Source organism: Brevundimonas sp. TWP2-1 (assembly GCF_049897645.1).
In the GTDB taxonomy this organism is placed as follows: Bacteria; Pseudomonadota; Alphaproteobacteria; order Caulobacterales; family Caulobacteraceae; genus Brevundimonas.
Genome location: NZ_JAFCWR010000001.1, coordinates 407454 through 420924, shown reverse-complemented (window position 1 = coordinate 420924; position 13471 = coordinate 407454). Strand labels below are relative to the sequence as shown.

At 66.6% G+C, this 13471-nt stretch carries 8 protein-coding genes; 3 read left to right on the top strand and 5 right to left on the bottom strand.

What is annotated here, in order from left to right:
• Window positions 1–2: 2 nt before the first annotated feature.
• Window positions 3–1232 (bottom strand): ubiquinol oxidase subunit II, encoded by a 1230-nt coding sequence (gene cyoA, locus ACP7BH_RS02140; RefSeq protein ID WP_425984110.1) that lies wholly within the window; start codon window positions 1230–1232, stop codon window positions 3–5.
• A 210-nt stretch (window positions 1233–1442) separates the two neighbouring features.
• Between cyoA and ACP7BH_RS02135 the strand changes: the two genes are divergently transcribed.
• A complete protein-coding gene (locus tag ACP7BH_RS02135) occupies window positions 1443–2795 on the top strand; it encodes an MFS transporter (protein WP_135195406.1) in 1353 nt (450 codons plus the stop codon).
• A gap of 78 nt (window positions 2796–2873) precedes the next feature.
• On the opposite strand, the gene ACP7BH_RS02130 is transcribed toward ACP7BH_RS02135, so the two are convergent.
• The 4 genes from ACP7BH_RS02130 to ACP7BH_RS02115 form a co-directional block, all read right to left on the bottom strand.
• On the bottom strand, window positions 2874–4544 hold the full coding sequence (locus ACP7BH_RS02130) for an alkaline phosphatase D family protein (protein WP_425984111.1): 1671 nt from the start codon (window positions 4542–4544) through the stop codon (window positions 2874–2876).
• A 10-nt stretch (window positions 4545–4554) separates the two neighbouring features.
• Window positions 4555–7068 (bottom strand): TonB-dependent receptor, encoded by a 2514-nt coding sequence (locus tag ACP7BH_RS02125; protein WP_425984113.1) that lies wholly within the window; start codon window positions 7066–7068, stop codon window positions 4555–4557.
• A gap of 137 nt (window positions 7069–7205) precedes the next feature.
• Window positions 7206–8603: an OprO/OprP family phosphate-selective porin gene (locus ACP7BH_RS02120; protein WP_425984115.1), complete on the bottom strand. Its 1398-nt coding sequence runs from the start codon at window positions 8601–8603 to the stop codon at window positions 7206–7208.
• 103 nt (window positions 8604–8706) lie between these two features.
• Complete coding sequence (locus tag ACP7BH_RS02115) at window positions 8707–10059, bottom strand: dicarboxylate/amino acid:cation symporter (protein ID WP_425984821.1); 1353 nt, start codon at window positions 10057–10059, stop codon at window positions 8707–8709.
• A gap of 309 nt (window positions 10060–10368) precedes the next feature.
• Between ACP7BH_RS02115 and ACP7BH_RS02110 the strand changes: the two genes are divergently transcribed.
• Both ACP7BH_RS02110 and ACP7BH_RS02105 read left to right on the top strand, forming a co-directional pair.
• On the top strand, window positions 10369–12135 hold the full coding sequence (locus ACP7BH_RS02110) for a sensor histidine kinase (RefSeq protein WP_425984117.1): 1767 nt from the start codon (window positions 10369–10371) through the stop codon (window positions 12133–12135).
• On the top strand, window positions 12135–13466 hold the full coding sequence (locus ACP7BH_RS02105; RefSeq protein WP_425984119.1) for a sigma-54-dependent transcriptional regulator: 1332 nt from the start codon (window positions 12135–12137) through the stop codon (window positions 13464–13466). The genes ACP7BH_RS02110 and ACP7BH_RS02105 overlap by 1 nt, the downstream gene beginning before the upstream one ends.
• Window positions 13467–13471 lie beyond the last annotated feature (5 nt).

Sequence of the window (13471 nt, the reverse complement as noted above, 5' to 3'; positions counted from 1 at the left end):
GCTCAGGCGTTGGGGGCGGAACGGACGTCGGTCGGAACCGGCCCCGCAGCGAAGGGATTGCGGGCCAGGTTCGTCAACGAGGCCATGGGGGTCTGCTTGGGCGACAGCCCCTGCCCCGTCAGACGCTCCAGGCTGGTCGGGCCGACGACGGTGTCCAGTTCCGCGCGACGCATGCGGTCGGCGGCGGCGGCCTCGGCCTGCAACGGGGTGCAGATGGTCATGACGTAGCTTTCGTTCGACCCGAAATAGGCCGGCGACTTACCGCGCCCGGCATATTTGTCGTAAACCAGCGGCATGGTGTTGCGCACCGAGGCCATGCTCAGGCCGCCCTGGCGGTCGATGGCCATCATCTCGCCCATGCACATCTTGCCCGGCTCGACACACATGTTGAGGATGGCGTCCCACAGCGCGCCGTCGACAGCGCCGAAGTGCAGGACCGGCACCTTCTCGCTGGGCTTTTCCAGCTCCAGATACTGATCGCGATCCAGCGTCTGGCCGCCCTGGCGGACGCCCGACACCCACTGGTCGAAACCGGCCTGGTCCAGGCCGTGGAAGGCGAAGCGCATGTTGGAGAAGCCGTCGCCGGAATAGTTGGCCGAGAAGCCTTCGTATTCGCCCGGACGGTTGATCACGGCGTGCAGCTTCGTCTCCATGCCCGGCATGGCGTAGATCTGACCAGCCAGAGCGGGAATGTAGAAGCTGTTCATCACCGAGGACGAGGTGATGTGGAAGCGGATCGGACGATCGATCGGCGCCGCAAGTTCATTGACCGTGGCGATGCCGTACTGCGGGTAGATGAACATCCACTTCCAGTCGAGCGCGACGACATTGACCTGCAGCGGCTCGACGCTCTCGTCGACGGCCTGACCCGGCTTGATCCGGTCGATCGGCCGATAGGGGTCCAGCAGGTGGGTGCCGGCCCAGGTCAGGGCGCCCAGGCAGATGATGATCATCAGCGGCGCGGCCCAGATGACCAGCTCCAGCGACGTGGAGTGATCCCAGTCGGGCTGATACTCGGCCTCGGCCTCCTTGTTCGACGCCCTGTATTTCCAGGCGAAGAAGACGATCAGCGCCATCACCGGCACGATGATGATCAACATCAGCAGCGTGGAGATCATCAGCAGGTCGCCCTGCTGGGCGGCGACGTCGCCGGCAGGGTTCAGCACGACCAGATTGCAGGCCGACAGCAGGGCCACGAGGGGCGCGAGCAGGAGTAGGCGCAGACTGCGCAAGGCGGATCCAATCGAAAAGCGTCGGGCGAAGGGGAGGCGCCGCGACGGTTGGCGTTCGTAGGCTGCGGGATAGTCAGCTTCGTTCTGGAACGACATTGGACAATCTGTCCTATCCTCTTGAGGCCGCTTTCATCGCAAAGGGCGCCCGGTCATAATGCGGCAATCGGCCGTACGCCTGATAATCCTGTCTCACACGGAGCGACCAAGCCCATGTCCGCCTCGACGACCCCCTCGTCAGAGTCGCTGGAACGCGACGCCGCCAAGATAAACTCGCACCATGGCAAGGTGGATGCGGGCGAAATCGCCATCGGCGTCATTATCGGCCGAACTTCCGAGTTTTTCGACTTCTTTGTTTACGCCATCGCCTCGGTGGTGGTTTTCCCCCAGCTTATCTTCCCCTACGCGGGTGCAGTGGGCGGCACGCTGCTGTCGTTTGCGATCTTCGCCCTCGCCTTCCTGTTCCGCCCGTTGGGCACGGTCCTGTTCATCGCCATCGACCGCAAGTTCGGGCGTGGCGCCAAGCTGACGACCGCCCTGCTGCTGCTGGGCACCTCGACCGTGTCGGTCGCCTTCATCCCCAGCTATGAAAGCATCGGCATGTGGGCGCCGGTGCTGCTGGCCCTCACCCGCATCGGCCAAGGCGTCGCCCTGGGCGGCACCTGGGACGGTCTGGCCTCGCTGCTGGCGTTGAATGCGCCGGAGGGCAAGCGCGGCTGGTACGCCATGATCCCGCAACTGGGCGCGCCCATCGGCCTGCTGGTCGCCTCGGCTCTGTTCGCCTTCTTCCTGAACACCCTGTCGGCCCCCGACTTCCTGGACTGGGGCTGGCGCTATCCGTTCTTCGTGGCCTTCGCCATCAACGTGGTCGCCCTGTTCGCCCGCCTCCGCATCGTGGTGACCCCGGCCTTCCAGAAGCTGTTCGAAACCCGCGAGCTTCAGCCCACCCCAGTGTCGCAGGCCCTGCGCGCCGAAGGCCCCAAGATCGCCATCGGCGCCTTCGCCCCCCTGGCCAGCTTCGCCATGTTCCACATGGTCACCGTCTTCCCCCTGTCGTGGGTCTTCCTGTTCACCAACGAGACGCCTGTGCGCTTCCTGATGATCGAGATGGTCGGCGCCGTGTTCGGCCTGATCGCCATCCTGGCGTCGGGCGTTCTGGCCGACCGCTATGGCCGCCGCACCCTGCTGGCGATCACCGCCGCCGGCATCGCGGCCTTCTCGGGCTTTGCGCCGCAGCTGCTGAACGGCGGCGCGGCGGGCGAGCTGACGTTCATGATCTCCGGCTTCATCCTGCTGGGCTTGTCGTTCGGCCAGGCCTCGGGTCCGGTGGCGTCCAGCTTCAGCCTGACCCATCGCTACACCTCCTCGGCCCTGACCTCGGACTTGGCCTGGCTGTTCGGCGCAGGCTTCGCCCCGCTGGCGGCCCTGTGGATCTCCAGCCAGTTCGGCCTGATCGCCGCCGGCGCCTATCTGCTGTCGGGCGCCATCTGCACCCTCGTGGCCCTGTGGTTGAACCGCGAACTGGCCCGCAGCTCCTCCGACAAGGACCGCGCCAAGGCGGTCTGATCCGCCGGTTCACAACGCACAAAAAGACACGGCCCGCAGTCGCCTGCGGGCCGTGTTTCGTTTGGGTCTATGGCGGGGTCAGACTTCCGTCAGATCGCCTTGCGGCGAGACAGCGAAGGTCTTCACCTTCTTCAGCTCATAGGGTTTGGCCATGATGGTCGACACCGCCCACAGCTCGCCGACGACCTGATCGCGGGTGATGGTCAGCAGGACATAGCCCTTTGACGTCTGGTCGCAGAACTTGACCTCGGGATTGGCCGCCGACAGCGCCACGCCCAGCGGAAGGCCGCCGACATGGTCGCCCGGCGAAGGGCTGGAGATCGAGGACGTGCCGAACTCCACCGCCCGGCGCGCGCCCGCATTGTCGTGCAGTTCGTTGATCCAGAAGGCATGGCTGTCGCCCGCCAGGACGATGGGCGCCACGTCCGCCGCCGCAAAGGTCTCGTAAAGACGCTCGCGCCCGGCCGGATAACCGTCCCAACTGTCCAGATTGAACGGCAGGCCCAGCTTGAACAGCTGGATCGCCGCCTCGATTTGCGGTCGGACATCCTCCGCCAGGCTCGCGAGCATCTGCTGGATCTGCTCCGGCGGCATCATGCGCGAGATGTCCGGCCCCTTGACCTTGGCCATCACCACCTGATTGCCGAGAATCTGCCACGGACGGCCCGCCGCCCTGGATCGGGCTAACGTCTCGCCGATCCACTGACGCTGACGCTCGCCCAGCAGGTCGCGGTCCGGCGCCTGGCGCAGCGTCTCGAACGCCGCGACATCTGGCGCGCCTTCGGCCGTCTTGGGGATGTCGGCGAAGGTCATCTGCTCGCCCCGAGCCAGCAGCCTGGTCTCGACCATCGTCAGGGTGGCCAGGTCGCCGAAGTCGAAGCTGCGGTTGATCGCCTCGTTCAGCGCGCCGGCCTTGGGCTCGCGGATCGGCATCCATTCGTAATAGGCGCGAAGGGCGGCGGCCTTGCGGGTCGCGAAGTCGCCCTCGGTCTCCGGCTGGTGGTTTTCGGCGCCCATCATCCAGGCGTCGTTGGCGACCTCGTGATCGTCCCATACGCAGATGAAGGGCGCGCGAGCGTGGGCGGCCTGCAGGTCGGGGTCGCTCTTGTACTGGGCGTGGCGCGTCCGATAGTCGGCCAGGCTGACGATCTCGTGCGCCGGCTGCGGAACCCGCCCCAGGGCCGCGCCTGAACTCATCCCATAGTCGGACGGCTCGGCCCCGTATTCGTAGATGTAGTCGCCCAGGTGGACGACGGCGTCCAGCCGATCCAGCTTCGACAGGGCGTCATAGGCGTTGAACAGCCCGCCTGGATAAAGCTGGCAGGACACCACGGCCAGAGCCAGATCAGCCGTCGCACCCTCAGGCAAGGTCCGCACCCGCCCGACCGGCGAGGTCACGCCATTGGCGACGAAGCGGTAGAAATACTCAGCCCCCGGCTCCAGACCCTGGCCGTCCAGGTCGTGCTTGACGGTGAAGTCCCGCTCGGCCCGCGCGCGCAGACCGGTCGAGCGGCGCACGATGTCGCCGAATCCGGCGTCATGTGCGACTTCCAGCACCACGGCGACCTCCCCGACCGACGAACCGGCCGGGGTGACGCGGGTCCAGAAGACGGCCGAGCGCGTATCGGGATCGCCGCTGGCCACCCCATGCCGGAAGGCGACCGATCCGGTGTTGGTCGCCTGCGCAACGGCCGGCGACGCCGCCCCCGCGCCGAGGAGACCCAGAAGACTGCGGCGATCCATTTTCATCGTCAGATCCTCAGAGCTTCAGCTTGAACACGAGGCCGTAGGACGCAGGCCGTCCGGCGATGAAGGTCGGCATGCCCAGACCGTCGCCCGTATTGCCGGCGTCCTTGATGTATTCCTCGTCCAGCACGTTCTCGCCGAAGGCCTCGACGCCCCAGTCGCCCGAGTCCGGGGTGTAGCGGACGCGCAGGTTCAGCAGGCCGTAGGCGTCCTGATACTCGTCCTGAACCCGGTCGGGCACGATGTTGCGGCTCTGCAGCGCCGGCAGGTCGTTGTCGTCGCTGAAGAAGACCTTGGACTGCCAGGTGTAGGTCGGCTGAACCGCGATCTCGCCGCCGCTGACCGGCAGGCGCCAGGTCGCGCCGATCGAGGCGGCGTTGTCCGGCGACAGGCGGAACTGGTTGCCGTCATAGATGCCGTTCTCGAACCGCGAGTGGTTGTAGGCATAGGTGGCGAACAGGTCGAAGTTCGACGTGACGGCGAAGTTGGCCTGGGTCTCGAACCCATACGACTTGGCCTCGCCGGCGTTGGTGACGATGAAGGTCGTGCCTTCCTGAACCGTCGTCTGGAAGTTCTGATAGTCGTACAGGAACACCGCGCCGTCGACGCGCAGGCGGCCGTCCAGCAGCGACGACTTGGCCCCGACCTCATAGCTGTCGACCGTCTCGGCATCGACGGCTGCGAACCGGGGCGAGCCCAGCGGCGCCGACGGGGCCGAGGCGCTGATCACTTCCGGGCGGCGACCACGCGCATAGTTGGCATAGACGTTCGTGTCGGCGCTCAGGGCGTAGCGCGCCGTCAGGCGCCAGGTCACGCCGTCATCCTCGGAGTCGAAGTAGGCGAAGTCGCCGTTGTTGGCGGTCGGCTGGGCGATCAGGCCGAACAGCGGGAAGGCGCTGGCGGGAATGGCCAGATAGGCCGGATTGGCCAGGGCGCCGAGGAAGGTCGGAACCTGCGCCGCCGGAATGGCGCCGGCTTGCAACGCCAGCAGGGCGCCCAGGGTCGAACGGCTCTGGACCGAGTTCGCGAAACCCGTCGTCTTGTCGTCGCGAGTGTAGCGCACGCCCGCCGACATCTCGAACCGGTCGGTGAAGGCGTATGTGGCGTCGGCGAAGACGTCGTAGGACGTCAGTTCCGAGCTGTTGATCGGCGTCTCGATATGGGCCGACTTCAGATTGGCGGCGATGGGCGTGGCGAAGGCGCCGGCGCCCAGCGGCGTCAGAAGGCCGCCCAGCGCAGCCTGGGCGATGGCCGGATAGGCCGCCAGCGGCAGCGTCCGGTCGCCGACCGTCGTGGGCGAACCGTCCAGCAGGCCCGACAGCTGGGCCAGGATCAGGCGCTCGTCGAACTGGGTCGGGGTGCGCTGATAGCCTTCCTCATGAAACCAGCCGGCGCCGACGAAGCCCGTCAGGCGACCGCCGTTGTCGAAGCCCAGACGCAGATCCTGGCTCCACTGTTCGCCATGCGTATCCTCGGCTGCGGTCAGCAGCGGCAGGGACACGCCGTCCGCGTCGAACGTCTCGTAGTTGGTGAACTCGCGATAGGCCGTGGTCGCGTTCAGGCTCCAGGCAGCGTTCAGGTCGATGCGCGCCAGACCCGTCACGCCCCAGACCTCGCGGTCCAGACCCAGCGCCTTGCCGCCGTCGAACGCGGCGCCCCGCGTCAGGGCCGCGCCCTCCCACGGTTCTTTGCCGCCCAGCACGGCGCCGGTGTTCGGATCGGCCGGCGCATAGGCGATGGACTTGAACGATGTGCCCGAGGCGTTGTCCTTCTGATAGTTGCCGATCACGTCAAAGCGCATCGCGTCCGACGGCGTCCAGGCGCCGGACAGGCGGAAAGCGCGGGTCTCGATGGCGTTGAAGTCTTCGCCGCCCCGCAGGTTCTCGACCGAGCCGTCACGCGTCTTCAGGCGCGAGGCCAGGCGAACGCCGCCGGTGTCGCCGACCGGCAGGTTCAGCGCGCCCTCGACCATGCGATAGCCTTCGTTCCCGGCCTCGATATTGGCATAGGCTTCGGTCGCGCCGGGACGCGCTCGGTTCTGCACCAGATTGACCGCGCCGATCAGGGCGCCGCGCCCATACAGGGTCGATTGCGGCCCCTTGGCGATTTCGACGCGTTCAAGATCGAACAGCTCGACGTAGGAGCCGCGCGACTTGGAGATCGACACCCCGTCCTGGAACACCGACACGCGGGCCTCCGAGGTCGCGGCGCCGGAATCCGACGTGATGCCGCGCATCACGAAACCCGGATTGTTCGGCGACTGGTTCTGAACCAGGAAGCCCGGCACGAAGGCCGACAGCTGTTCGAACTCCTGAATGCCCAGGTCTTCCAGGAACTGGCCGGAATAGGCCGTCAGCGCGAACGGCACGTCGATGGTCTTCTGCTCGCGCAGCTGCGCGGTGACGATGACATCGTCCACGCTGTTGACCGGCGCCTGCTCCTGCGCCCAGGCGGCCGATCCGGCCGTCATGGCGCCCGTCAGGGTCGCGGCTGCCAACAGGCGCGTCTTCAAAGTGGTCTTGAACATCTGATCCCCCAGATTCGACTAATCTGGGGGCTGCCTACGCCGAGCCCATGTCGGGGCGACGACATCCCCGCATCGCCTTGACGACGAGGTCGAGACGATGCGGCGACGGTTGATCCGCCTACTGATCTATAAGGTCGTCAGAAGGCGGTCTGGACGCGGACGGTGGCGGTGTTGCCGTTGTCGTCGCCGATGAAGGTCCCGGTGCGGTTATCGACCGACCAGGCGCTCCAGTGGGCGGAGACGCGGGTGTTGTTCGTCGGGTACCAGTTGACGCCCAGCAACCAGGTGTCGGCTTCGCCGCCGGTCGGGTTGTCGCTGTAGTCGGCGGTGTCGTAGCGGCCGACGATCTCGACCGCGCCGTAGCCGTCGGTTCCCAGCGGGTTCAGCACCTTGGGTCGGCCCCAGGTTCCGGTGCGGGGCGAAAGCGGCGGTTTCTCGCCGGTGATGAAGAAGCCGGCGGAGAGGCTGTAGGCGTCCTGATCGAAGTCGCGCGCGGCGGTCTCGACCACGCGCTTGCCGCCTTCGGCCATCAGCCAGCCCGAGCGATGCACGCCGCCCAGTTCCAGCCCCAGGCCCTTGCTGCCCTTGGGATCGGCGATCGTTCCGCCCGACAGGCGCAGATTGTCGTTGCCGCGCGACGAGACGACCAGGCTGCGCGAGGCGATCGATGCGTTCGGCGTCAGATCCTCGACGAAGCCCCAGCCGCCGAGATGCAGGAAGCCAGCGTCGGTCTTGAACGGCGACCAGTGGGTACGGCCCATCAGGGTGACGCTGTCATTGGCTGTGCCGGTGCTGATGGCGTCGCCGGTCACCGAGAGCGAGGCGTGCCAGACGCTGCCGGTCAGTTTGGAGGTCACGCCGACGCCGTAAGCGCCGCGTTCCGGGCCGATGGTCGAGACCATCAGGCTGCGTTCCAGGAAGGGAACCACGTCTTCCGCCGTGCCGCCCTCGACGCCGCGGTCGTTCAGGCGCTGGCCGGCCGAGACCTCCAGGTCGCGGCCGCCGATCTTGGTGTTATAGGCGACGAAGGCGTTGGCGACGCTGACGGCGTTGTCTGCGAGGTCGGCTTCGATCCAGTAGGTGAAGCCGCCGGCGATCTTGCCCTGGCCGCCCAGGCGCAGGCCGCGCAGCTCGGTCGTGGTCAGATTGCGACCATCGAAGTCCGAGCCAAATGTGTTGGACAGGTCGGCCGTGACGCGGATGCGGGGCTTGAAGGTGAAGCTGCCGTCCGGGCTGCGCAGTTCGGGCAGGCCCGTGGCCCAATCGACAGGCGCGGGAGTGGGCGAGGCTGTCGCGGCGGCGGTTTGAACCGGGCGGGGCGCGATGGCGGCCGGGGATCCTGCGACGGCGGGGGCGGCCTGGACCGGAACCGCCGTCCGCGACTGGGCCTCAAGCTGTTCGAGGCGGGCGGACAGGGCCTGCACCTGAGCGCGCAGAGCGGCGATCTCGTCGGCGGACGGCGCCGACTGGGCGAAGGCGGAGGTGGCGAGCGCGGCAAGGCCGACACCCGCCGCGAAAGTGCGGTGAATGTGCATAGATCTACCTGAAATTCGCGATTGCGGGATTGGTCAGCGCTGCATGGCGTTGCGCGCCGAGGGCAGACGGCGCTCTGACGCCGCCTGCCTTCTTGAAGACGCCTTAGTCGGCGGTGATGAGCGCCTTGTCGCCGGGTCCGGCGGCCGGATCGGGCTGAGCCGCGATCGGACGGGGCGCGCCATTCAGGGCGTCTCGCAGCGCGTCGCGGTCCAGGTCGCCTTCCCACCGGGCCACGACGATGGTGGCCACTGCATTGCCGATGAAGTTGGTCAGGGCCCGGCACTCGCTCATGAAGCGGTCGATGCCGAGGATCAGCGCCATGCCCGCGACCGGCACGGCCGGGACGACCGACAGAGTGGCGGCCAGGGTGATGAAGCCGGCGCCGGTGATGCCCGCCGCGCCCTTGGAGCTGAGCATGGCGACCAGCAGCAGCACGATCTGGTCCTGAAGGCTGAGGTCGATGTTCAGAGCCTGAGCGATGAACAGGGCCGCCATCGTCATATAGATGTTGGTGCCGTCGAGATTGAACGAATAACCCGTCGGCACGACCAGGCCGACCACGGACTTGGAGGCGCCAGCCCGCTCCATCTTCTGCAGCAGGCTGGGCAAGGCGGCCTCGGACGAGGAGGTGCCCAGCACCAGCAACAGCTCTTCCTTCAGATAGCGGATCAGCTTCAGGATGTTGAAGCCGTTGGCCCAGCCGACGAGGCCCAACACCCCGACCACGAAGATGGCGGCGGTCGCATAGAAGGTGGCGACCAGCGCGGCCAGGTTGGCGATCGAGCCGATGCCGTATTTGCCGATGGTGAAGGCGAAGGCCCCGAATGCGCCGATCGGCGCGGCCTTCATCAGGATGGCGACCAGCTTGAAGAAGGCCGTGCTGATCGATTCCAGGAAGTTCAGGACAGGCTTGCCGACGTCGCCGATCATGGCCAGGGCCAAGCCGAATAGGACCGAGACGAACAGGACCTGCAGGATATTGCCTTCGGAGAAGGCGCTGACGAAGGTGTCGGGGATGATACTGGTCAGGAAGCCGACGATGGTCGTCTCATGCGCCTGCTCGGAATATTTGGAGACCGCGCTCGCATCCAGGCTGGCTGGATCGATGTTCAGCCCGTTGCCCGGCTGGACCAGGTTGGCCACGATCATGCCGATGATCAGTGCGAGCGTCGAGAAGGTCAGGAAGTAGGCGAAGGCCTTGGCGGCGACCCGGCCGACCCGGCCGATGTCGCGCATCCCCGCGATGCCGGTGACGATGGTCAGGAAGATCACCGGCGCGATGATCATCTTCACCAGCTTGATGAAGGCGTCGCCCAGCGGCTTCAGACTCTCGCCGAACGTGGGAAAGAAATGCCCGATGAGGCCGCCGGCGAAAATGGCGAGGAGAACCTGGAAGTAGAGATGCCGATAGAAGGGCTTGCGGACCACTGGCGCGGCCTCTGACGATATCTGGATCACGATAGGCTCCTGATGGGCGAGAACGCGATCTCGCGGTTTCCTCGATGGACGCGGTCTTCGCCACGCTCCGTTCGATAGAACCATCAGTGATTTCGGCGACGGGAAGAAGCGAATACCTTATCGCCAATAAATTGTTGTTTTATATTGTTTATTTTCGAAATACTGACCCGGCACATATGAACCTCATGCGGTTTTTCGCGCAAAAGACTGGCGAGTTCGTGCGATAATCCGCACAGTGGTCGAATGACGACGTCGGCTCCCATTGAGGGCTCTGTAAAACAGACGCGAGGACCGTGGCTGGCGCTCGTGTCCGCTTGGGCGATCGTGGCGGCGATCACTGCGTTCGGTGTTGGAGAAGCCGCACGGCGCGACGTGACGACGGAACTGGCCCGCCAGGCCGATGCCTCGGCCGCGCTCCATGCCGCCGTCCTGCGCAGCGAGCTGGAAAAACACCGCTCCTTGCCTGTCGCCCTGGCCGGAGATCCCGACATCGCCGACCTGCTGGCGGCCGGGCCATATGCTGCAGGCGATGTCGTCAGCAAAAAGCTGGAAGGTCTGGCAAGCCAGACACGCGCCGCCGCCATCTACGTCATCGGGGTCGATGGCCAAACGCAAGCCGCCAGCAACTGGCGTCTGCCCACGAGCTTTGTCGGTGCGGACTACAGCTTCAGGCCTTATTTCATCAACGCCATGCGCGACGGCCAGGCCGAGTTTTTCGCCCTGGGCACGGTTTCGCGTCGCCCCGGTCTTTATCTTGCGCGCCGTGTGGAGGGACCTGACGCCCGCCCCTTGGGCGTGGTGGTCGTCAAGGTCGAGTTCAACGCGTTGGAGGCTGAATGGCGTGCGTCGGGCGAACCGGCCTTCGTCGTCGGTCCCGGAGGCGTCGTCCTGATCACCAGCGTGCCGGACTGGCGGTTTCGGACGACCAAGGCGCTGGATGCGCATCGCCGACGCCTGACTCTGACGGACCAGACGCTTCAACCCCAGGCTCTTCGCCCCCTCCCCTTCAGCACTCCGTCAGGCGATCGCCCGCGTCTGGTCCAGACTTCTGTCGATGGCCCCCGGCAAACCTGGATGCACGCCGCAGTCTCTACCGAGACCCCCGGCTGGACCCTGCATCTTCTGTCTCCGACGCGTGGCGCCATCGAGACTGCGGTCACGACCGCGCGCGCGTTTGCAGGGCTTGTGCTTGTCCTTTTAGGCGGCGTGATCGTGCTTCTCTTGCGCCGTCGCCAGCTGGCCTTGGTCCGCGGCCGCGCCGAGGAACTGGCCCGGTTGGAGCTGGAACGGCGCATTGACGAACGCACCCGCGAACTGCGCGACGCAAACGCCGCCCTGAACCGCCAGATCGAGGAGCGCCGCCGCGCCGAGACCGCTCGCGAATTGCTTCGTGACGAACTGGTCCAGGCCAGCAAGCTGGCCGCCCTGGGCCAGATTGTCGCCAGTGTGGCGCACGAGATCAACCAGCCGGTCGCGGCAATCCAGACCCAGGCCGAAACCGCCGGCGTCCTGCTGGACCGTGACGAACCGCAAAAGGCGCGCGGCGCCCTGGCGCGCATAGGCGACCTGACCCAGCGCATCGGCGCCATCACCGAAGGCCTGCGGGTCTTCTCCCGAAAGTCGGACCCCAAGATCGGCGTGGTCCGGCTGGAAGACGCCATTCACGGCGCCCTGTTGCTGATCAGAGGTCGGCTGGACGAGGGCGGCGTCGAACTGATCCGCGAAGGTGACGCCGACGTCACGGTGCGCGCCGATCAATTCCGGCTGGAACAGGTGATCGTCAACCTGGTCAAAAACGCCGCCGAGGCGCTGGAAGGCCGCGACCGGCCACGGCTGATGCTGAAGGTCACGCGCGAGGGCGACCGTGTTCGCCTGATCATTTCCGACAACGGCCCCGGCGTGCCGCCCGCCGTGCGCGCCCAGCTGTTCACCCCCTTCGTCACCACCCGCGCCAATGGCCTGGGCCTTGGCCTGGTCATCTGCCGCGACTTGGTCGCCGGTTTCGGCGGCGAGCTTGACCTGATCGACGAGGGCGAAGGCGCGACCTTCGTCGCCACGCTGAGGATCGCCTGATGGAGTTCGCCCGCCCCAACGCCGTCGCCCTGATCGAGGACGACGCCGACTTTCGCCAGGCCCTGGTCGAACGCCTGACGCTGGAAGGCTATGACGTGCGCGCCTTCGCCGGCGCCGAGCCGGCGCTGAGGGGGATCGACGCCGACTTCCCCGGCGTCGTCGTCACCGACCTGCGGATGCCCGGTCTGGACGGGCGCCAGTTCCTTAGTCGCCTGCAGGCTCTGGACCCCGCCCTGCCGGTCATCATGATCACCGGCCACGGCGACATCACCGACGCTGTGGCGGCCATGAAGGACGGCGCCTATGATTTCGTCGCCAAGCCCTTCCCGTTCGAACGCCTTCAGGACAGCCTGAACCGGGCGCTTGAGAAACGCGGCCTGGTGCTGGAGAACCGCCGCCTGCTGGCCATGGCCTCGGACGGCGGGCAGGAGCTGCCGCTGGCCGGGTCGTCTCGCGCGATCACCGCCCTTCGCGCCACCATCGCCCAGATCGCCGACGCCAGAATGGACGTGCTGATCGAGGGCGAGACCGGAACCGGCAAGGAGGCGGTCGCGCGCGCCCTCCACAACGGCGGCCGACGTCGGCTGGCCGCCTTCGTCGCGGTCAACTGCGGCGCCCTGCCCGACGGTCTGATCGAGAGCGAACTGTTCGGCCACGAACTGGGCGCCTTCGCCGGCGCCCTGCGTCGCCGCGTCGGCCATGTGGAGCGGGCGCATAACGGCTCCCTGTTCCTGGACGAGGTCGAAAGCATGCCCTTGGCCGTTCAGGTCAAGATGCTGCGGGTGCTGGAGGAACGCGAGGTGCACCCCATCGGCGCCAACGAACCCCGCGCCCTGGACCTGCGGATACTGGCCTCGTCGAAGATCGACCTGGGCGAGGCGGCGCGCACCGGCGCCTTTCGCGAAGACCTGTATTACCGGCTGAATGTGGTGCGGCTGCGTGTGCCGCCCTTGCGAGAACGGCGCGAGGACATCCCCCTGCTGTTCGCCCACTTCCTGCGCCGCGCCGCCGATCGCCACGGGATCGAACCGCCAGCCGTCGGCGACAATGTTCGGCGTCTGCTGGTCGAGGCCGACTGGCCCGGCAACATCCGCGAACTGGCCCACTTCGCAGAACGCGTCGCCCTGTCGCTGGATGACGCGTCGCGTCCTCACGAGCAAGGCCTTAGCTTGCCGGAACGAATGAACCGCTTCGAAGCGGAACTGCTGCGTGACGCCCTTAACGCCCATCGAGGCGACATCGGCGCCGTCCTCAATGAGCTGCAGGTTCCCAGAAAGACCCTATACGACAAGCTCCAGCGACATGGATTGAAACCCGCCGCCTTCCGATGAAGCTG

Excerpts from the sequence above, each read along its gene's own strand:
- ACP7BH_RS02105 (WP_425984119.1), top strand. The coding sequence starts at position 12,135 with ATGGAGTTCGCCCGCCCCAACGCCGTCGCCCTGATCGAGGACGACGCC.
- ACP7BH_RS02120 (WP_425984115.1), bottom strand. The coding sequence starts at position 8,603 with ATGCACATTCACCGCACTTTCGCGGCGGGTGTCGGCCTTGCCGCGCTC.
- ACP7BH_RS02130 (WP_425984111.1), bottom strand. The coding sequence starts at position 4,544 with ATGAAAATGGATCGCCGCAGTCTTCTGGGTCTCCTCGGCGCGGGGGCG.
- ACP7BH_RS02125 (WP_425984113.1), bottom strand. The coding sequence starts at position 7,068 with ATGTTCAAGACCACTTTGAAGACGCGCCTGTTGGCAGCCGCGACCCTG.
- ACP7BH_RS02135 (WP_135195406.1), top strand. The coding sequence starts at position 1,443 with ATGTCCGCCTCGACGACCCCCTCGTCAGAGTCGCTGGAACGCGACGCC.